Source organism: Pseudoalteromonas sp. HL-AS2 (assembly GCF_031198805.1).
GTDB classification, from domain to species: domain Bacteria; phylum Pseudomonadota; class Gammaproteobacteria; order Enterobacterales; family Alteromonadaceae; genus Pseudoalteromonas; species Pseudoalteromonas nigrifaciens.
This window is the reverse complement of the sequence record NZ_CP133572.1, coordinates 326,972-350,844: the sequence shown is the minus strand read 5'-3', so window position 1 is coordinate 350,844 and position 23,873 is coordinate 326,972. Positions and strand designations below refer to the sequence as shown.

Here is a 23,873-nt window from a genome sequence, read left to right as displayed (position 1 = left end):
GCACTTACGTTTATTGGCGCATAGTTTAACTAGTTTGCTACAAAAACACACTTTTACATTCTTTAATCACACTTTAATTTTTTAGTAGCAGCTAACTCTCTGCGTTTTAGCTCTTCGCTGGCATATCTGGCTTTTTGATGATTAATACCTACCATCCAGATTAAAAAACTAGCAGGTAAGCGTGTGTAGGGCTCTCCCTTATGTAAACCAAAATCACAAATTTGGTTGTTTTTTTCTGACATTACAATTCTCCATTTACGAATTTGCAGAGGAATCATAACAAAAATAAAACAATTTATAAGTGCATTTTCATTAAACAGCGTTTTTACAAGGATAAGTTCAGTAGGAAGGTGATGAAATGTAATTAAGTTGTAACCGACTTGGTTTGAATTGTATCAGGGGCTATTTTGCAGTCGATTTTTAGTCTTACTCGCATTACTCTAAGTATCACTAAACTTTACACTAAATAAAATAATAATAGGGAAAAACGATGAAAAAGCTTTTATTAGCCTCGTTACTTAGCGCAGTAAGCTTTGCCAGTTCAGCAACCATTGTAGAAGTAAGTACCAGCCAAGGTGTTATTAAAATTAATTTATTTGATCAAAAAACACCAAAAACTGTAGAAAACTTTATGAGTTATTTAGATGATGCAGCGTATAACCAAACAGTGATTCATCGCTCAGTCAAAGATTTCATAATCCAAGGTGGCGGTTTTACCTACTCAGATGATTTTGATCGAATTACAACCAAGCCAGCAGTCATTAACGAACCTATTTACTCTAATGTTAAAGGCACGATTGCCATGGCTAAACTAGGTGGAAACCCAAACAGTGCAACTAGCCAGTGGTTTTTTAACTTAAAAGATAATAGTGCCAACTTGGATGTGCAAAACAGTGGTTTTACTGTGTTTGGACAGATTACGGATGATAGCCAAGCGACTTTAGATAAAATAGCTGCTTTAGTACATTGTGGTGAAATACCGGTAGTTGGTATCACTACAGAGCAGTGCTTAAAAAGTGATGTAACCATTAGTAATGCTAATTTAGTGACTATTCAAAGCGTATTAGTTATAGATGACGATCCTAATTCAGCGCAGAACCTTACACCGGCTAAAAACACTTTAATTAGCCAAGTAGTGCCACCTTCGCAAAAAGAAGATTCAAGCGGTAGTATGGCTTGGTTACTAGGGGCTTTATTATTAGTGTTACCACGTTTAAAGCGCGCTAAATAACAAATACTCAAAATAAAGAAACCCCGCTATGGGTGTTAAATAGCGGGGTTTTTAGTTGTTTAATGTAAGAGTTAAAACAGTAATACCCGCCAAATTATTACCAGCCATAACGCAAATACACTGCCACAGCCTATTAAGAATAGATTAAAGCGTATTCTTATTTTATTACTGCCTAAGTGAACAACGCTATGTAAAATACGCGAAATCACAAACAGCCAAGCTAAAACAGCCACCAGAATGCTTGCACTATTGAGTTGCATTGCAAGTAAGCACCCAGCATAAAACAACACGGGTATTTCAAATTGATTGGTAAAGTTTCTATCAGCAACACGCACATTGTCACCTGCATTATCTAAACGCATAGTGGCAAAGTCGGTTAAATTTATGTGTTTATTTTTAGCTGCGGCAAAACGTCTTTTACCCATAATAATCATTACAATGAGTGAGAGTAAAACTTGGGCGAACATAGCTAAAATGATCAACTTTTCCATGGTTTTTCCTTATTATTATTTGAATTAGTTGCAGTATGCAGGTGTTTTTCACAATGTGTTACACAATTAACGGATAAATTGTGGCAAAACATTAATCTAAAATGTTAATTTAGGCTGTAAATAGCTTTTTAAATAAGCGTAGATCGCAGTTGCGACATACTTTTAATGGAAATAAAATGAAAAAAATTATTGGCTTTAGTGCCATTGCACTTGCTGTACTAAGCGGTTGTTCAAATACATCATCTGTATCTCAAGCACCTCAAACTGTTTTATTATCAGACTCGCTCGTTGTAAGCCCTAATGATAATCGCGAATATAAAACGCTTAAATTAGCTAACGACATTGAAGTTATTTTAGTATCAGACCCCAGTGCTGAAAAATCAGCCGCGGCATTAAGTGTTGGAGTGGGTTTATTACATGACCCAATGAGCCAACAAGGCATGGCCCATTATTTAGAGCATATGCTGTTTTTAGGCACAGAGCGCTACCCAGATACTAAAGGTTACTCTGACTTTATGACCAAAAATGGTGGCGCACACAACGCCTATACTTGGCTCGATATTACCAACTATATGTTTAAAATTAACAACGATGCGTTTGATGAAGGGTTAGACCGTTTTGCTGACTTTTTTAAAGCACCTAAGTTATACCCTGAATACACAGACAAAGAAAAAAATGCAGTAAATGCAGAGTGGTCAATGCGCCGCGAAATGGACTTTTTTGGGCAGTTTAAACTAGCGCGTAAAATGATGGGTGACCACCCAGCTAACCGTTTTTTAATTGGCAACCTAGAAACCTTAGGTGACAAAGAAGGCAGCTCATTACACAAAGAAACAGTTGATTTTTATAATAAATACTACTCTTCAAATATTATGAAAGTAGCGCTTATCTCTAATTTGTCAATTGCGGCAATGGAGCAAAAAGCACAAAAATACTTTGCTGATATTAAAAATAAAAACATCGAAAAACCAACAGTAACCGCCAAGCTTAACTTTGATAATGCCGGTGGTAAGCGCGTGTTTTATGCCCCTAATGAAGATGTAAAACAGTTACAACTTGATTTTACCATTAGCAATAACAATAACGAATTTGCACTCAAGCCTAATCGCTTTGTGGCCTACTTATTAAGTAATGAAATGCCTGGCAGTCCAGCGCAAATATTACGCGATAAGGGGTGGGTATCGCAATTGTCAGCATCGGCAGTGCCAACCCACTATGGCAACTACGGGTCGTTAAACGTTAACGTAGAGCTTACCGATACAGGCATGCAAAATCGTGAAACGATAGTGGCGACTATAATGCAGTACATTGAATTGATTAAAAAAGAGGGCGTTGATAGTAAATATTTTAACGAAATTCGTACCTCGTTAAATAATCAATTTAAGTTTTTAGAAAAAGGTGATGAGTTTAACTATGTAAGTACATTGACTCAAAGCATGCAAGATTATCCATTAAATCATGCCATTAATGCGCCTTATTATTACGCTAAGTTTGATGCAGACTCAGTAAATAAAGTGCTTAAACAATTAAATGCCGACACTTTACGCATTTGGTATGTATCGCAGCAAGAAGAAACCGACTCACAGCTACACTTTTACGACGGTAAATACCGCATTAGTGACATAAGCGAGCAGGAAGTTGCAAGCTGGAACAAAAAAAGCCAGTTTAATTTAGCGCTCCCTAGCGTAAATAACTTACTGCCAGAAAATTTTGCTATTAAAACCCAAGCATTTAAACAGCAAAAATCCCCAGAGCTTGCTTATGATAAAAATGGCGTGAAAATATGGCGTCAGGCAAGTCAAAAATTTGCCGAGCAACCAAAGGGACTTGTTGAAGTTTATATAAATACCCAGCCGGGGCTAAACGATGTAAAAGCGGAGGTTTTATACTCTGTTTGGGCCGATCTGTACAACATACAGCAAAGCCAACTAAGCACTGAGGCTGCTATTGCAGGTATGAGCGTAAACCTTGCACCAAGTAATGGTTTAGTTTTGTCTATGAGTGGCTTTACAGATAAGCAAAATGTACTGCTTAAACAAGCATTAAGTGGGTTAAACAGTGATATTAGTGGGCAAGCATTTAACCAAGCTGTAGATCGTTTTAAACGTAATTTACTTAACCAGCAAAAACAATTTCCTTACGCGCAAGCATTTGCTGAATATACAAAATTAAGCCGTACCGGTAGCTTTGATACTGATACTTTAATTAGCACAGCCAACACTTTAACTTTAGCTGATTTTAATGCTTTAAAACAAAACACCTTTGCTAATAACGATTTACGCGTATTTAGTTATGGTAACTATAATCAGCAAGACATAGCAGCAATAGCATCCGAGCTGAGTGCTATTTTGCCAAGTAACTATAAACACACTGAGTTTGCGCGCAGTAAAGCATGGTTACCACAACCAGGTGAAACCATAGTGTTACAAAAAGATATAGATGTAGCCGATGTAGCCGTGGTTGATATGACAGTTCATCCAACACCGGGTTACAAACAAAAAGCACAAGCTGCCGTGCTACAAGGGCATTTTAGAACCATTGCATTTGATAAAATGCGTACCGAGGAGCAACTTGCGTATGCCGTTGGTGCGTTAGCTCGCCCCATTGAGGATTACTCAGCGATTGGTTTGTTTATTCAAACACCAGTAAAAGGGCCAAAAGAAATACAAACGCGTTTTGATCTGTTTAAAAAAGAGTATGCAGTTGAGCTCGACAACATGAGTGAAGAGACGTTTGCACAGCTTAAAAATGCCACGTTAGTATCGCTTAAAGAGCAACCTAAAAACTTAAGTGACGAAATGAGCCCACTATTAAATGATTGGTATCGTGAAAACTTTAATTTTGATTCAAAGCAACAGTTAATAAATGAAGTTGAGAAAGTAACGCTTAGCGATATTAAAGACTATTACCAACAAACAATGCTTAACCCTAATGCGGCACGTTTAAATGTGCAATTACGCGGGACTAAGTTTATAGAAAGTGACTTCGCCGATTTACCAAATCAAACAAAAATCACCACGCTAGATGCCTATTACAATGGTATTAAACTACAAAAATAAGCTTTATTTATACAGCTAAAAATAAACCCCAATGTATTGCTACATTGGGTTTTTTTTTATTTAAGCCATTAGTAAAAAGCCTATCACCGCAAGTGCTGCAGCAATAAGCGTATAAGGCAATTGTGTAACAGCGTGGCTCATTAAGTTACAGCCAGCGCCTTGGGCTGCTAATACCGTTGAGTCTGAATAAAAACATGCTTGGCTGCCAAATGATGATGCTGATAATAACGCGCCAATGACTAATGGAATATTAGCATCTACCGCCGTTGCCAGCGGCATAACAATAGGAATAGACACAGCAAATATTCCCCAGCTTGAGCCCGTTGCAAATGCTAAAACAGACATTGCAATAAATACCACTGCAGGCAAGTAACCCGCGGTCATGTATGGGCTTAAACTATTAATAACATATTGCGGCAAGCCAATTAAATCACACACATCTTTAAATATAAACGCGGCTATAACCGTGCCTATAGCCGGTATCATGCTTTTAAATCCATCGAGCATACGTTCAATCATTTCACTAAACGACATTAATTTTTGTAACGCATAAAATGGCAAAATTATAGCCATAGTGGCCAGTAAACCTTTATAAACGTCTATCTCAAAGTAAACGGTAAAGCCGACTAATAAAATAATAGGCAATAAAAAGTTATGTAATTTACCTTTAGGATCAGCATCTTCAAAGTTTTCTTCTACTGCTTTTACCGCGTACTCGTCTGCTGTTTGTACTTCACTGTATTGCGCCGGATCGACTTGTGCTTGCTCAATTTGTGCCATCTGTTCTGCTTTTTTCATCGGGCCAAAAGCAGGGATCACACCAAGTACCACTAACAGCACAACGAGTACCGCAAACCATGCGTAAAACATATACGGAATAGCCTGAATGTAAACAGCAATGCCTTTGCCTTCTTCAGCAATACCGTTATCTACGAGTAAACCACCAAAAAATACCGCCCACGTAGATAGGGGCACAAGTACGCAAATTGGTGCCGCAGTTGAGTCGACAACGTAGGCTAGCATTTCACGGCTTACTTTAAATTTATCGGTAATGCGTTTCATGGTTTCACCCACAGTAAGCGCATTTAAATAGTCATCAATAAAAATAACTAATCCAAGGCAAAAGGTCATAAATAATGAAGAGCGTTTGCCCTTAGTGTATTTAAGTGCCAACTTACCAAATGCAGAAGCACCACCGGTACGGACTAATAAGGCGATTAACGCACCAAAACCACCACACACCAATATTAGCCATCCAATGGTTTCGTCACTCATTACTTTAAGTGAGGTGCTGGCAAAATTAGCCAATACCTGCGAGGGATCAGCCATTATGAGCCCAACAAGGGCACCAATTAATAAAGATAAAATAGGGCGGCGTAGTACTACAGCCAAAATAACTACCACTAAAGGCGGCAGTAAGCTTAACGCAGAAGGTTCAAGCATTTAAGTATTCACAAAATTAAAAGCATATTTAAAAATTTAAACTGCTTAACAAAAACAAAGAAGATGATAAGTTAGTTGTCTTATCACTTTCCAAGTCACTGCTTTTGCACGCGATATCACTAGGGAACTGTTATTTTAAATTAATAATCAGCAGTAATATGCGTTGGCTTGGCGCCAGACGGTGCAAGGAGTGCAACCGCTTTTGTTATGCCTATAAAAACATCGGCGCAAAAGTAATCTGCTTTACATCTTCAGTCAACAAATAAATGCTTTAATTGACTCATTTTTATTATTTGGCTGAATATAACGCTACAAACCAGAAGGATAACAATACATGCGAAGGCAATTTAATACCGAGAGATTAATTATTCGCCATGCTGTTGAAGCAGATGCTGGCGATTTATTAAAGTTAGTAAATCAAAAAAGTTTTATAAAATACATTGGGGATAAAAAAATTTATACCCTTGAGGATGCTATAACCTATATTAAGCAAGCTTTTAGTGAGGCGCACCAATCGCAAGGGTTTGGCCCTTATGTGATCACTTTAAAAAATCAGCAGTTAGTGGGGGTTGTTGGTTTTTATAGCCGTGCAATGTTGCAGCACCCCGATATAGGATTTGCGTTATTAACAGCGTTTGAAAAACAAGGGTATATTTACGAAGCTGCAAAAGCGTTAGTTGAAAATAAAAGTATATATGGCATTAATAAATTATGCGCCATTGCCTCAATAGATAATAGCGCATCACAAAATGTGTTAATTAAGCTTGGCTTTAAGCCACAAGGGCAAGTAATAATAGATAAAGAAAGCCGCAGCGTTGTTTCTTTATTTTTATATCATTAAATAATTTTAGTAATGATTATTTAAACCGCGTTTGTTCAATTTGCTTGCCTACTGCTAGGTTGATTTCTTGCCAGGTTTTTTCAAGCGTTGCTACCAGCGCATCATAGCCGTCACCGTCGAGTTGCGTTACATTAGCAAAATTGTGCAAACTTAATAAGCGTCGGCCTGTTTCGGGATGGGTATAATATAAACGCCATAGCCCAGATATATCTGCGTTGCCTTGTAGGTCGCCATTAAAATGATGAATTTCATATTCTAATTCATAAAAAGTTTGTTGATCTAGCTCGGTGATCACCGGTAAACCTTTTATTACCATCCAGTTAGGTAGGGCATTAAAGAGTGTTTGTTGGGCACTTACGGTGAGCATCGAATCAGGTGACTCACCCCATAAGTGATAGTTTGCAGCATGAATTTGATTGTGATCTATTTTCATAGCAATGCCGCGATTATTTAAGGCGCCCCTCAGTACAACTGTTTGTACTCTTAATTGCGCATCAGTTGCACTTACATCTCTTGAGGAGGCAACAATAGGTTGTTCAAACTGATAATACGCGATGGCAGTTTGAATTGATGAACTGCAACCACTAAGCAGTAAAACGAGTAAAATAACAAAAAAAGATGATTTAACCATTATTGCTTCCTTGGTTTTGGGTCTGCGGGTAATGCTTTATCAAATATAAACATATTAGGCTGCTCATTTAGGCCTTTAGTTAGCGGCTGTAGCTGCTCACTTAAACGTTTAAACTCTTGCAAGGTTTGCTGTAGCTGATTATTAAACTGCGAACCTGCTTGGTAGCTGGCCATGGTTTTATCAAATTGGCGCATAGTGACTTCAAATTGTTCCATACTCTTGGTCATTTTTTTGAAGTTTTGATTAAAGTCACCCGGTAAATTTTGTGTGTCTTTTTGGTTTAGCAAATCGCGCATGTCGTTGGCCAACCCTTGGTAGTCGCTAAAAGTGGCTTGCATTTGTGCTAGGCTATCTTCGATTTTTAGCTCGTTTACCTTATTAAGTACATCAGAAACCTGATCGGCTAATACAGTAATACCGCTAGATATACTTGGAAAAACATCATATTGAGCCAGTTTTTCTAGTTTTGCATCAGGCGCATCGGTATAAATGTCAAAGTCGACATACACAGCACCGGTAAGTAAATTACCCGGTTTAAGCGAAGCGCGCATACCATTGCTTACCCAGCCATTTAAACTCGTTTGCCAATACTCTTTAGCTAAATCGTTATCGTGGTACAGGCGCCCATATTCTATTTTAATAAGCACAGGTACAGCCGTATTTTGGTTTTTAAAGTGAGCTGGTTTGCCGTTAATAATCACATTGGCAGGGGCTTCTACTACTGTACCAATTCGAGTTCCTCGGTATTCAACCGGAGCGCCAGCGCGCAGGCCGCGAATTGATTGCTCAAACTCAATAAGATAGTAGTCAAAGTCATAAAAGCGCTCTTCTAGTGCTTCTTTATAGCTTTGACTAAGCGAAAAGCTATGCTCATTTTGGGCAATATCGCCAGGTGCTTGTTGATCGGGTAAGCCCACCGATATACCGCCTTTTAAAAGTTTACTAAGCGATCCGGTATTAATGTTTATGCCATCAGCAGAAAGGTCAATTTCTATACCTGAGTTAACCCAAAAAATAGAATTTAAGGTGATCAGGTTTTCGTAGGGTGCTTTAATAAAAATACCGTACTTCATGGCTTGGTTTTTCCAATCAAATGTCGCGGTTTCTATTTGCCCAATTTTATAGTTTTTGAAAAATATACCGGTACTTACTTCAAGTACCTCAGCGTTGTAGCTTAATAACTTAAAGCGTCCGCCTTTAACATCTTTACCAATTAAGGCAGGCTCGTCTTGTAGTTCAAACTTTTCTTTTTTCTTTTTACTTTCCCCAGGCGAAAACTCTAAATATACACCTGATAAAAGCGTACTCATGCCACTAATGCCGGTTTCATCTATACGCGGTTTTACCACCCAAATTTTGGCATCTTCGGTGAGTAAGTTATCGTAGTTTTTATCTATTTGAGCGCGGGCAATAACACTGTCTTGCGAGTCGGATAAACGCACATGATCTATTTGGCCAATTTTAACACTGCGTACTTTAATTTCGGTTTTTCCCGCAACTATCCCCTCCGCTTGTGGCATGGTTATATAAATAGTGGGGCCTAAATTAGTTTGGTATTGATAAAGCATCCAAACACCCACAAACAGGGCAATAACGGGAATAATCCAAATTGCAGAAATTTTTGATTTTTGTGTAATATTAGCGGTTTCGGTCATGCATTATTCTCTGCGTTATTATTTTTAGGTGAATCCCATAGCAAACGTGGGTCAAAGGCGTGAGCTGCCATCATTTGACATAGTACCATAACAGTAAAAAAGGCAACGCCTAAGCCGGGCGTTACCGACATTAAGTTACCCAATTGTACCAAAGCAACTAAAATGGCCACAACAAACACATCAATCATAGACCATTTCCCAATAAATTCAGTAAGTTGATAAATACGTGTATACCCTATGGTGTGATCATTTGCGGGTTTGGCAACCATAAAACACAAAAAGCTCAATACTAAAGCCTTTGCAAGTGGGACTACAACACTGGCAATAAATATAATCATAGCAATAGGGTACGAGCCATTTTGCCACAGTGCAATAACACCAGCAATTAAGGTTGAAGGGCTTTCATCACCTAAACTGGTGGTATACATAATGGGTAAAACATTGGCTGGAATATAGCAAATAATAGAGGTAATTAGCCAAGCCGTAGCTTTTTGTACACTGTTGGGGTTTCTAAGATAGGTTTTACTATGGCAACGATTACAAACACTTTGCGTGCATAGTTGATGGCACACATGGCAAGCTTTTATATCGTTATCAATGGCGCGATGAGTAAGGTTTATATTTTCAAGTTTTTCTACTGGGCCAATTTGTGCCCACAAGCGGGGGCGGTTTAAATGTGTTAACGCACTAATATATAAAATAACAAAGCCCACATAAGCCCAAAAGCTCACCCCAAAACTAATATCGGCGAGAGACATTATTTTAACCATACTAACAAGTACGCCAATGAGAAAAATCTCCGACATAATCCAAGGCTCAAGCGCTAGGGTAAATTTTAATAATCGTCGAGCAATACCTTGAGGTAGCGCTCTAAGCGCACCTAAGTGTAATGGTATTAGTATAATAAGTAAGCTCATAGGCAAGGCTATAATACTTAAATCAATAAACAGCCCTAATAAGTTACTATCATAATTAAATAAAATACGCGCGGCATCGGGCAAGGTTATAGTTTGCGTAATACCACTGCTGCTAAACGAAATAAAAGGATAAAACATGCTGCTGAGTAGCATTAGCAAGGCACTAAAGCTCAGCGCTACAACTCGGCTGTCGTGATCTGTATCTGAGTCAGAAACCTTATGCCCGCAATGGGGGCACGTTGCGACATTTTTAGCCTCAACCAGGGGGACCTCAATAATATAGTCGCAACAAGGACACGCTATTTGCAAAGTGTTCGCTTAGAATTAAACAAAGAGTTAAATTTTGCTATAATTATCGCCTAAATACAAATGTTATAACTGTTGTTGAGCGTAATTAATTATTAGTTAAGAGTGCATTGCAGTGGCACTCGCTACATTATATATAGCTAATACCACTGCTTATACATCAATCAAATAATGCCACTGTTTGGCGAGTAAGGGCAATCAGCTCACCCGATTGCGACCAAATACAGCCGTCTTCTAAGCCGTAACCACCTTTTGCATGATGGGTAATTGCTTCAAAGCCCAACCATTGACCAGGAGTTAAGTTAGGCGCTTGCACAAACTCTAAATACCACGACATACTACTAGCAGGCGCTGGTTGTTTAAACATTTGTAATAAGGTAGGAGGCCATGCATCGGTTAGCGCTATAACATGTGCTTCTGTAATGGCCGCTGGAGTTTCTTTAAAGCGCATCCACCCACCTAAATGGGAGGTTTCTGCACTGCTAAAAGGCATAGCACCTTGTTGTGGGCATAAATCAACATGTTGAAAAAACTCCGGCATTTGCCCTTGTATAAATGGCAATGTATGGCGCTCATTAACTTCCTGTAAGCCTAACGACTTTGCAACGGGTACATTAATAGCTGAGTTGCGGTTACTAGCAAAGCAGGCTTGTACAATTACACACACTTGTTCATTTTGAATTGCTTTGGCCAGTACTTGAGTACTACTTTTGCCTTCACGCAGTATTTCTACCGATAAAGAAAATGGCGTATCGGCAAGCAGCGGGCCAACAAAGTTAGTACTTAAAGATAATAACCGGCGCTCACTATTTACTTGAGCTCTCATTGCTTGATATAAAAGTGCTGCAGATAACCCACCAAAAGCGGTGCGCCCTTGGCACCAATTAGCTTCAAACTGCATGGTGTTTGCCACATTATTAGTGTCGTCTTGATTATTAATATTAGCGGCTTGTTGCAGTAAATGATCGAAATTCATTAGTTAGCGTGTCCTTAAAAGTACGAATTACTAAATATATAACACAGCCAAACTTGTCAGACCAGCAATAAAAGTTCAATACAAACGGCGTAAAAACCAGCGTTGCTAGCAAATATTGCACTTTATTTAGCTTATTTTGTAAAAAAATCAAAAAAAATGATATTTTTTTCATTTTTACAGTTGAATTAAGTTTGCAGCATCCCTATTAACTAGTCATCGAACGTATTAACGAATATTGAAGTTGGAGAAATTTCATGGGTAGAATTATTGGAATAGACTTAGGTACTACAAACTCTTGTGTTGCAGTACTTGATGGTGGCAAAGCACGTGTTATTGAAAACGCGGAAGGCGATCGCACAACCCCGTCTGTTATTGCTTATACGCAAGACGGTGAAACTTTAGTTGGTCAGCCAGCTAAACGTCAAGCGGTTACTAACCCAACAAACACAGTATTTGCTATTAAGCGTTTAATTGGTCGTCGTTTTGAAGACGAAGAAGTACAGCGCGATATCGGCATCATGCCATTTAAAATTGTTAAAGCCGATAACGGTGATGCATGGGTTGAAGCGGGCGGCGAAAAACGCGCTGCACCACAAATCTCTGCTGAAATCCTGAAAAAAATGAAGAAAACGGCTGAAGACTTCTTAGGTGAAGCAGTAACTGAAGCAGTTATCACAGTACCGGCATACTTTAACGATTCACAGCGTCAAGCTACAAAAGATGCGGGCCGTATTGCAGGCCTTGAAGTTAAACGTATCATCAACGAGCCAACTGCTGCAGCACTTGCTTACGGCATGGACAAAAACCGTGGTGAAAACATTGTTGCAGTATACGACTTAGGTGGCGGTACTTTCGATTTATCAATTATTGAAATTGATGAAGTTGAAGGCGAGCACACGTTTGAAGTACTTGCTACAAATGGTGACACGCACTTAGGTGGTGAAGATTTCGATAACCGCGTAATCAACTACCTAGTAGCTGAATTTAAGAAAGACCAAGGTCTAGACTTAAAAACTGACCCACTTGCAATGCAACGTGTTAAAGAAGCAGCTGAAAAAGCGAAGATTGAACTATCTTCTGCACAATCTACAGAAGTAAACCTTCCGTATGTAACTGCAGATGCGACAGGTCCTAAGCACATGAACGTGAAACTAACACGTGCTAAGCTTGAGTCACTTGTTGAAGACTTAGTAACTAAGTCAATTGAACCATTAAAACGTGCACTTGCTGATGCTGATTTATCAGTAAGCGACATCAACGACATTATTCTTGTTGGTGGCCAAACACGTATGCCTTTAGTACAAAAAACAGTTGCTGAGTTCTTTGGTAAAGAGCCACGTAAAGATGTTAACCCTGATGAAGCTGTTGCAGTAGGCGCGGCAATTCAAGGTGGTGTACTAGCTGGTGACGTTAAAGACGTACTATTACTAGACGTTTCTCCATTATCTCTAGGTATTGAGACAATGGGCTCGGTAATGACAGCACTAATTGAGAAGAACACCACGATTCCTACTAAGAAATCGCAAACTTTCTCAACAGCTGAAGATAATCAGTCTGCAGTAACAATTCATGTACTGCAAGGTGAGCGTAAGCGTTCAAGCGACAACAAATCTCTAGGTCAATTTAACCTAGAAGGTATTCGTCCAGCACAACGTGGTACACCACAAATCGAAGTAACATTCGATGTGGATGCCGATGGTATCTTACATGTATCTGCTAAAGATAAAGATACAGGTAAAGAGCAAAAAATTACGATTCAAGCATCTTCAGGCTTAAGTGATGAAGAAGTTGAACAAATGATTCGTGATGCTGAAGCGCATGCTGAAGATGACAAAAAATTCGAAGAGCTAGTAGCGACTCGTAACCAAGCAGATGCAATGGTTCACGGTACACGCAAGCAAATTGAAGAAGCTGGCGATGCACTTCCAAGTGAAGACAAAGAAGCGATTGAAGCGGCTGTAGTTGACCTTGAAACTGCTATTAAGAGTGACAAGAAAGACGAAATTGAAGCTAAAACTCAAGCGCTTGCTGAAAAGTCTCAAAAGCTTATGGAAATTGCACAAGCTAAAGCTCAACAAGGTTCAGCTGACGCAGGCGAGCAACAACAATCTGCTAAGCAAGATGACGACGTAGTTGATGCAGAGTTTGAAGAAGTTAAAGACGACAAGTAATTGTTGCTTACGCTTCTAGCTAACACAAAGCACTGTAACTTAGTTAAGTGTTTAAGTTAGAATGAACGATTGAGGCGCGCAGGCAATAGCTTGACGCGCCTTTTGCATGAGAATTAGGTGGTAAATCGATACGATTTATCGGTTTATCAAGCAGCCTAGCTGCAAATAGAAAAGAGTAGTGTGGTAGATATGTCAAAACGCGATTATTACGAAGTCCTCGGCGTAAGCAAAGATGCGAGTGAGCGAGACATTAAAAAAGCGTATAAACGCTTAGCGATGAAATATCATCCAGATCGTACTTCAGGCGACAAAGAGCTTGAAACAAAGTTTAAAGAAGTAAAAGAAGCTTACGAGATATTAACTGACGCGCAAAAACGTCAAACTTACGACCAATACGGCCATGCAGCTTTTGAGCAAGGTGGCGGCGGTGGTGGTCATGGTGGTTTTGGCGGCGGTCATGGCGACTTTGGCGATGTTTTTGGTGATGTTTTTGGCGATATTTTTGGTGGCGCCGGTGGCCGACGTCAATCTCGTCAGCAACGTGGATCTGATTTGCGTTACAACATGGACTTAAGCTTAGAAGAAGCGGTTCGTGGTAAAGAAGTCGAAATTAAAATACCAACTTGGGTAGGTTGTGATCCATGTGATGGCAGCGGTGCAAAAGCCGGATCCAAGCCTAAAACATGTACTACGTGTCATGGTGCTGGGCAAGTACAAATGCGCCAAGGCTTTTTTGCTGTTCAGCAAACGTGTCCTACGTGTCAGGGGCAAGGTCAGATTATATCTAACCCTTGTGACAGCTGTCATGGACAAGGCCGCGTAGAAAAAACGAAAACCTTATCGGTTAAAATTCCTGCGGGTGTTGATACCGGCGATCGTATTCGCTTAACGGGCGAAGGCGAAGCGGGAATGCATGGTGCGCCTTCTGGCGACTTGTACGTGCAAGTATCTGTTCGTGAACACCGTATTTTTGTACGTGACGCAAATAACTTACATTGTGAAGTTCCTATTAGCTTTACTACAGCGGGTCTTGGTGGCGAAATTGAAGTGCCAACACTTGATGGACGCGCTAAGCTTAAAATTCCTTCTGAAACACAAACGGGCAAAATGTTCCGTATGCGTGGCAAAGGCGTTAAATCTGTTCGCAGTGGTGCAATAGGCGACTTAATTTGTAAAGTGGTTATTGAAACACCAATAAACCTGAACGAACGTCAGCGTGAATTATTAGAAGAATTAGAAGAAAGCATGGGCAAAGATAGCTCAAAAAACCGTCCTAAAGAGCAAGGCTTTTTTGACGGTGTTAAAAAGTTTTTTGATGATTTAACTAAATAATTAATGTGTTTTATAATATTAAACGGCGCTTTTTAGAGCGTCGTTTTTTTTGCTTAAAATAATAGCGTAGCAACATATGACACCAGCAATAGAGTTACTGAAAAAACAAAAAATTGGTTTTGAATTATTAAGCTATGAGCACGATCCAAACACCACTAACTTTGGCCTTGAAGCAGCCCAAAAGCTAAACCTTAATAGGGATCAGGTTTTTAAAACCATAGTGCTGGAAAACCAAGATGGACAGCTCATAGTCGCCATTACACCTGTTTCTCAGCAAGTTAACTTAAAGCTGCTTGCCTCATTGTGTGGCGCTAAAAAGGTAGCTATGGCTGCGGCAAAAAAAGTGCAAGCAAGCACAGGTTATGTATTAGGAGGCGTGAGCCCACTGGGACAAAAAAAACGTCTTGCCACTTTTTTGCACAGCAGTGCTGCACAATTTGCATGTATTTATGTAAGTGCAGGTAAACGAGGCTTAGACATTGCAATTAACCCCCATGAGTTAGCCAAATTAACAGCAGCAGTGTTGGGGAAATTTTAATCAGCATTGATTTTATAACGCTTAGTTAATTAAATTACTGCAAAAATGGAGGACAAATGGCAAAGCCAAATAAAAAAGGGCCAACCAAAACGGTCGATATATTTTGCTCAAGCTGCAGGGCACCTCTATTTAAGTACCGTAAAGGGGGAAAAGGTGCGTTAGTTAAATGTTTTATTGAGCGCATTAGCCAAGACTATACTAAGCAGCCTTGTATTTGCCCAAAATGCGAACGCCCATTTGCGCGGCCCGCGATTATTAAAGGCACTGCTGCGTATAAAATGATTGGTGGAAAAGTTACTTTTAAATAAGGCATCTGTTTATTTCAATATTCCGATTAGGGCGGACATAAGCCCTTGATTGAATTTGCTACATTGATAAACTTAACCGGTTTTGCTGTTTCAATGATTGAAAAATACCCTCCCCACGGATCGGGCCAGTCAATTGGGTTTTTAAAATGGAAAAGGATAGACGTGTGATTGCACTTTTATTTGATATTGTAGGTATGACGGGTACTGCTTTAGTAGTGGGTTCATTTTTTTTGTTACAACTAAATAAAGTATCACCAGCGAGTTTGCTTTATAACATGATGAACTTAACCGGCGCTATATTGCTGCTTATTAGTCTTTGTTATAACTTTAATTTAGCCAGTTTTGTAATTGAAATATTTTGGATTGCAGCCTCTTTAATTGGTTTATATAAATATGTTAAAAATAAACCAAAGCTAGCCAAAGCTTAATTATACTTTTATACCGTGAAATTGCCTTATTTCACGGTTTTTATGTTTTTAATACAATTGTTAACAAAAAGTTTATATCTCTCTTTGCATTATGCAGATAAACTATACCCCATTATTAATAGCTAACATTACCCGTTTTATAGGCGTTTATGTTCTTCATTCCTAAAAAAATTATTTTCGCATTTTTATTGCTACTCTTGTTGTTAACAGTCACTTTTTGGTTTGGTCGAATACATGACTTAGAGCAAGCAAAAAAACAAGCCAACCAACAAGTAAGCCAATTAAATAACTACATTGATAATGAGCTTGCTCGATTTGCTGCGATCCCGCAATTACTCACCAATAACAACTTACTCATTCGCTTTACTAATAACGAAGAAGAGCATTATAGCGCTATTAACAACTACTTAGCGGATATACAAAAAGCCAGTGGCGCATCTGATATTTATATACTTAATACTCAGGGCGAGGTTGTTGCGAGCAGCAATTGGCAGGCCGATTATACTTTTTTAGGGAGTAACTTTTCATTTCGACCGTATTTTAAACAAGCATTTGCGGGTGAAAAGGTAGCTTATTTTGCGCTTGGTCAGCGTTCAAAAGAGCGTGGATTATATTTTTCGCAGGCTATTTATCATGAAGGTAAAGCAATTGGGGTTGTGGCGCTAAAAGTAAATGTTGCTAAGTTTGAAGACGACAGATCGCTGCTTAATACGGCAGCAGGTAGTCATTTTTATTTACAATTAGCAGATAATGTTATTGCTATGTCGGATGAGCCTAATTGGCGTTTAAACAGCTTTCAAGAGCTGGATATTGCAGCCAGGCGGGAAATAAATCAACGTCGTGCTTATTTAGACTACCAGCCGGGTCTTATTCCTTTACAACAATTTAATAGCCAAAACATTGCACAATTTAAAATTGCTAAGCGTTTATATGTAGTGGCCTCTAAGCCATTAAAACACTTTAATGCTCAAATGAACGTATTAGTAGATGTTTCTAACATAGCAGCCATGCAGTTACCTCGGTTGTTATGGTTGATGATTTTTTATTGTGTGTTTATTTTTATCGTTTATAGCTTACTTGCACGTTTTGCTGGTTATAAAAAACTACTTTATTCTAGGCACAGTTTAGAGCAAAAAGTGATTGAGCGTACCCAAGCACTTGAAAAAGCTCAAACCGCTTTAGTACAGTCTGCAAAACTTGCCACCATAGGGCAATTAAGCGCAGGCATAAACCATGAAATTAACCAGCCTTTGTGTGCCATGAACGCTTATTTAGCCAGTGCAAAAATATTGCTAAATAAAGGTAAGTTAACAGCATTAAACGAGAACTTAGTCATTATTGAGGGCTTAGTAGAGCGGGTGCATAAAATTGTTGCGCAATTAAAACACTTTAGTAAACCTTCAAAAATGCAACTAAGGCCGCACCCCTTGTCGGCATTATTAAATAACGCTTTAATGATCACTCATTCACAACTAAAACAAGATGATATTAGCGTTATTCCTCCGCAGTTTGAGCAAAATATTACCGTTTTGGTCGATTCGCTTAAGTTTGAACAAGTATTAGTTAACGTTATTACTAATGCATCGCAGGCAATGAGTAACTGCGCAACGCGGCAATTAAGTTTTGAAGTTGAATGCTTTGATGGACGCGTAAAACTATCGATATTAGATACAGGATCTGGCATAGAACACCATACTTTAGGCTCTATTTTTGAACCATTTTATAGTACCAAGTCGAGTACCGGTTTAGGCCTTGGTTTATCAATATCTAAGCAAATCATCGACTCGTTTGATGGTCGTTTAAGTGCGCATAATCGCCCAGAAGGGGGGGCGCAGTTTATTATTTGTCTTTGGAGTACTGCGGAGTCACAACATGATTGAGCCACTGCTTTGTAAACAGGTAATGGTTATTGATGATGAGGCGATGATCCGCGATTCGTTAAATCAATTACTCACTTTGGAAGGCTACCAAGTTCAATGTTTTAGTGATGGGGCAACGGCGCTTAGTCGCTTAAGCCGAGGCTATAGCGGCGTGGTACTTAGCGACATTAATATGCCAGCAATGGACGGGCTTACGTTACTTGAGCAAATAAAAGCGTTTGATAGTGAGTTACCGGTTATATTTTTAACTGGGTATGCCGATGTGTCGGTGGCGGTAAAAGCGATGCAGTTAGGCGCTTATGATTTATTTGAAAAACCCCTTAACGAGCATTTAATAGATTGTATTGCCAGAGCGTGCGATAAACGCAGCTTGGTAATGGAAAACCGCGCTCTTAAACGCGCGGTAGAAAAAACCTCAGCGCCGGGTGTGCGTATTTTAGGTGATACGCCTAAAATGCAGCACATGATGAAGCTGCTTAATACCGTGATAGATACTCCTGCAGATATATTAATTGAAGGCGAAACCGGGACTGGCAAAGAGCTGGTTGCACGTTACTTACACGACCACAGTAACCGTTCAAGCTGTCAATTTGTGGCGATTAACTGTGGTGCTGTGCCAGAGCAGCTCATAGAAAGTGAACTGTTTGGTGCTGTAAGCGGTGCATACACTGGGGCCACAAAAAATAGAAAGGGTAAATTTGAATTTGCCCAAGGTGGCACTGTTTTTTTAGATGAAATAGAAAGCACCCCGTTGTCGTTACAAGTAAAGTTACTGCGTGTACTAGAGGAGCGAAAGGTAACGCCGGTTGGCGCTAATCATACCGTTAACTTAGATATTCGCATTGTTGCTGCTACTAAAGTTGATTTGCTGGCATTGGTGAATGAAGGTGGGTTTAGAGCCGATTTATATTATCGCCTTAGTTTGGTCAAAGTAAGCATTCCAGCGCTGCGCGATCGAAAAGCTGATATTCCTTTATTATTTAAGCATTTTAGCTCAATTGCGGCAACGCGGTTTTACAAACCACTTGGGGCATTAAATGTAGAGTTAGAACAACGTTTATTAGCCTATGACTGGCCAGGTAACGTGCGTGAACTAAGAAACCAAGCAGAACGAGCAGTATTGTTAGGGCCTGAATTAGCATTTGCGCAAAGTGATTCAGCTGATCAGCAAGTGTTATCACAAGATTTAAGTTTGGCCGAAAAGGTCAGTTATTATGAGCAATCTTTAATAGAAGAAGCGTTAGAGCGTAACCATGGCAGTATAAAAAACACCATGGGCACGCTGCAAATTGCGCGTAAAACCTTGTACGACAAAATGAGTAAATATGGTCTAAATCGGGATATGTTTACTGATTAGGGCATGTAGTAGTGTGCGATAAAGGTGATGTTTTTAAATAAAAGTGTGCGGATATCCGCACACTTTTTTGCTTTAAAAAGAGTGTTAATCATTTAACTTTCTGAAATTTATGTTTATTTAGTAGTTGGCCATCATTTTGCTTAATGGGTGTACAACAATAAGTAGATTCTAATTTTTAGGACACATGATGATAAACAACACACACGTTAAACGCTCTGCGCTTACTTTATTGTGTAGCATAACTGCCTTACCTAATATGGTATTAGCTGCTGAATATTCTGTGTATGGTAAAGCAGAAGTACAAATAGCTAAAACCGATACAGGCGTTATGCGCTACGCCGATGAAGGCACACAAATAGACGCGCCATTTTCACGCATAGGGATCAAAGGACAACACACACTTAACGAGTACGTTAGCGCAGTATTTAAATACGAAGTACAAGTAAAGGGCTTTGAACATGACGATACTAACGAGCCGTTTGCAGCGCGTAATACCTATTTAGGTTTAAAAGGTGCGTTTGGTGAAATAGTTGTCGGTAGAAACGATACCCGCTTTAAATACTCAGAAGGTAAGCTGGATAATTTTAACGAAACACAAGCCGATATAGCACAAGTTATTGCTGGGCAAGACCGCCTTGGCGATACCATCACTTACACTTCAAACTATTGGCATAATGCTCAGTTTTCATTTACTTATGCCCCCAAAGACGATAATAAAGATAACCAAGCGGGTTTTGCCGCTACACTTATTTACGGTGATCGTAATTTAAACAATACGCCATATTATATTTCTTTAAGCCATGTTGACTCACTTAATAATATTAAAGCGAGTCGGATTGCAGGTGTTTATAAGTTTGAGCAGTTACAGCTAGGTGCTTTGTATCAACACTCAGAGTCAATAGATGGCACTAAATCAGGCAATGGCTATGTACTAAGTGCAAGCTATACATTAGATAAATGGGTTCCTAAATTACAGTTTGCAAAAGATGACTCAGCACTGCGTCAAGAGTCAGAAGCCACTCAGTGGAGTACAGGTTTAGACTATGTATTTGATAAACAAACCACGGCTTATCTTTTATATACAGACTTAGACTTAGAAGAAAACGCCGATAGCAGCTTAGCGCTTGGTCTTAGGTACAAATTTTAAGGTTTAGATAAATGACACAACAAATTTTGCAAAATAACGCGCCTAAAAACCAATTGAAGCAATGGTTATTACTGCTACTTGGGCCAAGCATAATGCTATTGACCTGTTTACTCGATCCCCCTACGGGCATGTCCAGTGCCGCGTTTAAAACTGCTGGGTTAGCATTTTGGATGGCGTCGTGGTGGGTAAGCGAAGTAGTGCCTATTCCGGCGACTGCTTTATTGCCACTTGTTATATCGCCACTGGCTGGTATAGCAGGTATGAAAAGTGTAGCCGCGCCTTATGCTCATCCATTAATATTTTTATTTTTAGGTGGGTTTTTAATTTCTATCGCAATGGAGCGCTGGGGGTTACATAAACGCATAGCACTGAGCACCATGTTGTATGCAGGCACTAAGCCTAGCTTACAAATATTAGCTATGATGCTGGTTACGGCTTTTTTATCTATGTGGATGTCAAATACAGCCACTGCAGTGATGATGCTACCAATAGCTTTGTCTATTACACATTTAGTAAAGCAGTCAGATCCTAGCAATGAAGGATTTGGTAAAGCTTTACTACTCTCTATTGCTTATGGTGCGAGTATTGGTGGTATTGCAACATTGATCGGTACTCCGCCTAATGCTTTAATGGCAGCTTACTTGTCCGATAGCTACCAAATAGAAATTGGCTTTGCACAGTGGATGCTAGTCGGTGTGCCACTGGCGGTAAGTATGCTGTTTATTAGTTGGATTTGGCTTACAAAGTTTGCTTATAAAGTAGACGCAGGTATTAAAAATAATCAAAAAATAGACACCAAAGCTGTATTTACTGAACAATTAAAAGCACTTGGTGAAATGCAACGCGCCGAAAAAGGCGTGTTATTTGTATTTGTGCTTGCTGCCGCGTGTTGGATATTTAGACCTTTGCTAGGCGAGTTTAGTGGTTTGAGTATTTCAGACACCACTATTGCGATTGCAGCGGCGTTATTATTATTTGTATTGCCTGCAAATAAAGGCACTAACGAGCGTATTTTAGATTGGGAAAGTGCTGCTAGAGTGCCATGGGGCGTATTATTATTGTTTGGTGGTGGCTTAACACTTGCCTCGCAAATAAAGTCATCGGGCTTGGCGCAATATATTGCACAAATGATTCAAGGCGCGAGTGCTATTCCTCTCGTTATGAGTATTTTAGTGGTCGTTGCATTAATTACATTTTTAACCGAAATCACCAGTAACACCGCCACCGCGGCTGGTTTTTTACCCTTACTTGGCCCCGTTGCAGAATCCATTGCAGGCTCACCACTTGTGTGGGTTATTCCGGCGGCGATTGCCTGTAGTTGTGCATTTATGATGCCAGTAGCCACTCCGCCAAACGCAATTGTGTTTGGCTCAGGGCAAATACAAATGCGCGACATGATACGCGCAGGCTTTGTGCTTAATATTGTGGCAATTGTTTTAATTACCTTAGTAACAATGACAATTGCAGCGCAAGTATTTGGCTTTTAAATTACGCAGCTATTGGCTGCTAAACAACAGCCAATAGCTGCAACAGTTACCACTTAGTTCCAACCAAAACCAGAGTAGTTTTGTATATAGTTCAATACTATGCAAAATTACTCTTTATTGCTCGTATTACAGAACAAGGTTATAGTCTCAAATAACTTTAAAATTTGAGTAATCTATTTTGACTATCGACGCACCGCAAACACCTTCGTTAACTACACAATTTGATGAGTTACAACAGTACTTTATAAAAACTCCTTACTTGTCGATTAATAAACGCATCACAGTGTTAAAGCAATTGCGCAGTCGTATTGTAGAGTTTGAGCAAGAGCTGATAGACGCAGTATCAAAAGACTTTGGTTATCGCACCGCATTTGACACCTTGCTAGGCGATATATTACCCACCATGCAAGCCTTAGCGCACACCATAAAAAAACTACCAAAGTGGTCTAAACCAAGCAAACGCTCAGTAGGTTTAAGCTTATGGCCTTCAAAGGTGAGCGTAACATACCAGCCTAAAGGCGTGGTTGGCATTATAGCGCCTTGGAATTACCCAATACAGCTTGCCATTGTGCCTGTTATTACCGCATTGGCAGCGGGTAATCGTACAATGTTGAAGCTCAGTGAGTTTACCCCCCACACCAATCAAGTGCTTGAAAAGCTATTTAGTGGTGAACTAGAGCAGCATTGTAAAATAATACAAGGGGGGAGTGACGTTGCTAGTGAGTTTTCATCGCTGCCATTTGCACACCTGTTTTTTACAGGCTCAATTGCGGTAGGTAAGTTAGTAATGGGCGCTGCAAGTGCTAATTTAACGCCAGTTACCTTAGAGCTTGGCGGTAAATCGCCTGTTATTATTACTGAAAAAGCAGATATTAAAAAAGCGGCGCAAGCAATACTCTTTGGTAAAATGGCCAATGCTGGGCAAATTTGTGTTGCCCCCGATTATGTATTTGTACCCAAAGAGCTTGAGCATCAATTGGTGCAACACTTGTGTGAATTATATAAAAAACACTACAAACAAGGGGTAGAAGGTAAAAATTTAACCTCTATTGTAAGCGACGCTCACTATGCACGCTTATCTGGTTATTTAGAACAAGCACAGCAGCTAGGCGCAACCATAATTAAACCTCTTGAAGATAACCAGCAAGACCCAGATAAACATCGAATGGGGCTACATATTGTCACCCAAGTAACCGATGACATGCAATTAATGAAAGATGAGCTATTTGGCCCAATATTACCTGTAATGAGTTACACCAACTTAGAGCACGCAATAAGTTATATAAAGCAGCATCATCACCCATTAGCCTTGTATATTTTAGGGCAAAATAAACAAATTCAAGAATATATTATAAAGCAAACACTAAGTGGTACTGTTGCGGTTAACGACACCTTAGTGCAAGTAACTGCCGATGATGCGCCGTTTGGTGGAGTGGGGCATTCTGGAATGGGGCATTATCATGCTAATGAAGGGTTTTTAACCTTTAGCCATGCTAAAAACACGCTGGTTTCTGGATCATTCAATCCACGTATCGGCATGCTACTTAAACAAAGCAAAGTACTAATTAAGTTATTAAAGTGGCTTTATATTAAAAAGTAGTGAATATAACAAAAAGGCTAAACTCATCTTACTGCATTAGTTAGTATTAGCGAGCTTAGCCTTGTTATTTAAACG

General features: G+C 39.5%; 20 protein-coding genes. 13 read left to right on the top strand and 7 right to left on the bottom strand.

Translation table 11 applies throughout. From position 1 onward, the window contains the following. Positions 1–62 precede the first annotated feature (62 nt). Positions 63–242, bottom strand: a complete 180-nt coding sequence (locus tag RB215_RS16465; RefSeq protein WP_041454917.1) for a hypothetical protein — start codon at positions 240–242, stop codon at positions 63–65. A 248-nt stretch (positions 243–490) separates the two neighbouring features. On the opposite strand from RB215_RS16465, the gene RB215_RS16460 reads away from it, so the two are divergent. After that, positions 491–1,231: a peptidylprolyl isomerase gene (locus RB215_RS16460; protein ID WP_011329976.1), complete on the top strand. Its 741-nt coding sequence runs from the start codon at positions 491–493 to the stop codon at positions 1,229–1,231. A 71-nt stretch (positions 1,232–1,302) separates the two neighbouring features. Here the strand turns inward: RB215_RS16460 and RB215_RS16455 are convergent, their stop codons facing one another. Next, positions 1,303–1,722 (bottom strand): MAPEG family protein, encoded by a 420-nt coding sequence (locus tag RB215_RS16455; RefSeq protein WP_086995727.1) that lies wholly within the window; start codon positions 1,720–1,722, stop codon positions 1,303–1,305. A gap of 176 nt (positions 1,723–1,898) precedes the next feature. Between RB215_RS16455 and RB215_RS16450 the strand changes: the two genes are divergently transcribed. Beyond that, the gene (locus tag RB215_RS16450) at positions 1,899–4,781 is read left to right on the top strand and encodes an insulinase family protein (RefSeq protein WP_309217185.1); all 2,883 of its coding nucleotides are present in this window, start codon (positions 1,899–1,901) and stop codon (positions 4,779–4,781) included. Positions 4,782–4,841: 60 nt separating this feature from the next. Here the strand turns inward: RB215_RS16450 and RB215_RS16445 are convergent, their stop codons facing one another. Then, positions 4,842–6,224 carry a Na+/H+ antiporter NhaC family protein gene (locus tag RB215_RS16445; protein ID WP_011329979.1) on the bottom strand — a complete coding sequence of 461 codons (1,383 nt, stop codon included), beginning with the start codon at positions 6,222–6,224 and terminating at the stop codon, positions 4,842–4,844. 334 nt (positions 6,225–6,558) lie between these two features. Here RB215_RS16445 and RB215_RS16440 point away from each other — a divergent pair, with 334 nt between their 5' ends. Beyond that, positions 6,559–7,065, top strand: a complete 507-nt coding sequence (locus RB215_RS16440; protein WP_309217184.1) for a GNAT family N-acetyltransferase — start codon at positions 6,559–6,561, stop codon at positions 7,063–7,065. A gap of 16 nt (positions 7,066–7,081) precedes the next feature. On the opposite strand, the gene RB215_RS16435 is transcribed toward RB215_RS16440, so the two are convergent. The 4 genes from RB215_RS16435 to RB215_RS16420 all read right to left on the bottom strand — a co-directional run bounded on the left by RB215_RS16435 (position 7,082) and on the right by RB215_RS16420 (position 11,550). Continuing rightward, positions 7,082–7,696 carry a PqiC family protein gene (locus tag RB215_RS16435; protein WP_309217183.1) on the bottom strand — a complete coding sequence of 205 codons (615 nt, stop codon included), beginning with the start codon at positions 7,694–7,696 and terminating at the stop codon, positions 7,082–7,084. After that, positions 7,696–9,351: an intermembrane transport protein PqiB gene (pqiB, locus tag RB215_RS16430; protein ID WP_193038797.1), complete on the bottom strand. Its 1,656-nt coding sequence runs from the start codon at positions 9,349–9,351 to the stop codon at positions 7,696–7,698. Before pqiB ends, RB215_RS16435 begins: the two co-directional genes overlap by 1 nt. Beyond that, the gene (locus RB215_RS16425) at positions 9,348–10,577 is read right to left on the bottom strand and encodes a paraquat-inducible protein A (protein ID WP_197182297.1); all 1,230 of its coding nucleotides are present in this window, start codon (positions 10,575–10,577) and stop codon (positions 9,348–9,350) included. The genes pqiB and RB215_RS16425 overlap by 4 nt, the downstream gene beginning before the upstream one ends. 157 nt (positions 10,578–10,734) lie before the next feature. After that, positions 10,735–11,550: an acyl-CoA thioesterase II gene (locus RB215_RS16420; protein WP_011329984.1), complete on the bottom strand. Its 816-nt coding sequence runs from the start codon at positions 11,548–11,550 to the stop codon at positions 10,735–10,737. Between the two features lie 254 nt (positions 11,551–11,804). Here RB215_RS16420 and dnaK point away from each other — a divergent pair, with 254 nt between their 5' ends. The 10 genes from dnaK to RB215_RS16370 all read left to right on the top strand — a co-directional run bounded on the left by dnaK (position 11,805) and on the right by RB215_RS16370 (position 23,798). After that, positions 11,805–13,721, top strand: coding sequence for a molecular chaperone DnaK (dnaK, locus tag RB215_RS16415; protein ID WP_011329985.1), 1,917 nt, complete (start codon positions 11,805–11,807; stop codon positions 13,719–13,721). 189 nt (positions 13,722–13,910) lie between these two features. After that, positions 13,911–15,053 carry a molecular chaperone DnaJ gene (gene dnaJ / locus RB215_RS16410; RefSeq protein WP_309217459.1) on the top strand — a complete coding sequence of 381 codons (1,143 nt, stop codon included), beginning with the start codon at positions 13,911–13,913 and terminating at the stop codon, positions 15,051–15,053. Between the two features lie 76 nt (positions 15,054–15,129). Further along, positions 15,130–15,591: a Cys-tRNA(Pro) deacylase gene (gene ybaK / locus RB215_RS16405; RefSeq protein ID WP_309217458.1), complete on the top strand. Its 462-nt coding sequence runs from the start codon at positions 15,130–15,132 to the stop codon at positions 15,589–15,591. 56 nt (positions 15,592–15,647) lie between these two features. Next, positions 15,648–15,899, top strand: coding sequence for a hypothetical protein (locus tag RB215_RS16400; protein ID WP_041454920.1), 252 nt, complete (start codon positions 15,648–15,650; stop codon positions 15,897–15,899). Positions 15,900–16,063: 164 nt separating this feature from the next. Next, the gene (locus tag RB215_RS16395) at positions 16,064–16,327 is read left to right on the top strand and encodes a hypothetical protein (RefSeq protein ID WP_058374978.1); all 264 of its coding nucleotides are present in this window, start codon (positions 16,064–16,066) and stop codon (positions 16,325–16,327) included. Positions 16,328–16,476: 149 nt separating this feature from the next. After that, on the top strand, positions 16,477–18,207 hold the full coding sequence (locus RB215_RS16390; protein ID WP_309217457.1) for an ATP-binding protein: 1,731 nt from the start codon (positions 16,477–16,479) through the stop codon (positions 18,205–18,207). Further along, the gene (locus RB215_RS16385) at positions 18,200–19,564 is read left to right on the top strand and encodes a sigma-54 dependent transcriptional regulator (RefSeq protein WP_011329990.1); all 1,365 of its coding nucleotides are present in this window, start codon (positions 18,200–18,202) and stop codon (positions 19,562–19,564) included. The genes RB215_RS16390 and RB215_RS16385 overlap by 8 nt, the downstream gene beginning before the upstream one ends. 187 nt (positions 19,565–19,751) lie before the next feature. Beyond that, positions 19,752–20,711 (top strand): porin, encoded by a 960-nt coding sequence (locus tag RB215_RS16380; protein WP_192532308.1) that lies wholly within the window; start codon positions 19,752–19,754, stop codon positions 20,709–20,711. Between the two features lie 11 nt (positions 20,712–20,722). Beyond that, entirely contained in the window at positions 20,723–22,198 is a 1,476-nt protein-coding gene (locus tag RB215_RS16375; protein ID WP_309217456.1) for a DASS family sodium-coupled anion symporter, read from the top strand. Between the two features lie 178 nt (positions 22,199–22,376). Beyond that, positions 22,377–23,798: a coniferyl aldehyde dehydrogenase gene (locus RB215_RS16370; RefSeq protein WP_182683641.1), complete on the top strand. Its 1,422-nt coding sequence runs from the start codon at positions 22,377–22,379 to the stop codon at positions 23,796–23,798. Positions 23,799–23,873: the final 75 nt, after the last annotated feature.

Bases quoted from the DNA above. Each gene is read 5' to 3' on its own strand.
- RB215_RS16380 (WP_192532308.1), top strand. From the start codon at position 19,752: ATGATAAACAACACACACGTTAAACGCTCTGCGCTTACTTTATTGTGT.
- RB215_RS16445 (WP_011329979.1), bottom strand. From the start codon at position 6,224: ATGCTTGAACCTTCTGCGTTAAGCTTACTGCCGCCTTTAGTGGTAGTT.
- dnaK (WP_011329985.1), top strand. From the start codon at position 11,805: ATGGGTAGAATTATTGGAATAGACTTAGGTACTACAAACTCTTGTGTT.
- RB215_RS16465 (WP_041454917.1), bottom strand. From the start codon at position 242: ATGTCAGAAAAAAACAACCAAATTTGTGATTTTGGTTTACATAAGGGA.
- RB215_RS16450 (WP_309217185.1), top strand. From the start codon at position 1,899: ATGAAAAAAATTATTGGCTTTAGTGCCATTGCACTTGCTGTACTAAGC.
- ybaK (WP_309217458.1), top strand. From the start codon at position 15,130: ATGACACCAGCAATAGAGTTACTGAAAAAACAAAAAATTGGTTTTGAA.
- RB215_RS16400 (WP_041454920.1), top strand. From the start codon at position 15,648: ATGGCAAAGCCAAATAAAAAAGGGCCAACCAAAACGGTCGATATATTT.
- RB215_RS16420 (WP_011329984.1), bottom strand. From the start codon at position 11,550: ATGAATTTCGATCATTTACTGCAACAAGCCGCTAATATTAATAATCAA.
- dnaJ (WP_309217459.1), top strand. From the start codon at position 13,911: ATGTCAAAACGCGATTATTACGAAGTCCTCGGCGTAAGCAAAGATGCG.
- RB215_RS16435 (WP_309217183.1), bottom strand. From the start codon at position 7,696: ATGGTTAAATCATCTTTTTTTGTTATTTTACTCGTTTTACTGCTTAGT.
- RB215_RS16460 (WP_011329976.1), top strand. From the start codon at position 491: ATGAAAAAGCTTTTATTAGCCTCGTTACTTAGCGCAGTAAGCTTTGCC.
- pqiB (WP_193038797.1), bottom strand. From the start codon at position 9,351: ATGACCGAAACCGCTAATATTACACAAAAATCAAAAATTTCTGCAATT.
- RB215_RS16375 (WP_309217456.1), top strand. From the start codon at position 20,723: ATGACACAACAAATTTTGCAAAATAACGCGCCTAAAAACCAATTGAAG.
- RB215_RS16440 (WP_309217184.1), top strand. From the start codon at position 6,559: ATGCGAAGGCAATTTAATACCGAGAGATTAATTATTCGCCATGCTGTT.
- RB215_RS16455 (WP_086995727.1), bottom strand. From the start codon at position 1,722: ATGGAAAAGTTGATCATTTTAGCTATGTTCGCCCAAGTTTTACTCTCA.
- RB215_RS16385 (WP_011329990.1), top strand. From the start codon at position 18,200: ATGATTGAGCCACTGCTTTGTAAACAGGTAATGGTTATTGATGATGAG.
- RB215_RS16390 (WP_309217457.1), top strand. From the start codon at position 16,477: ATGTTCTTCATTCCTAAAAAAATTATTTTCGCATTTTTATTGCTACTC.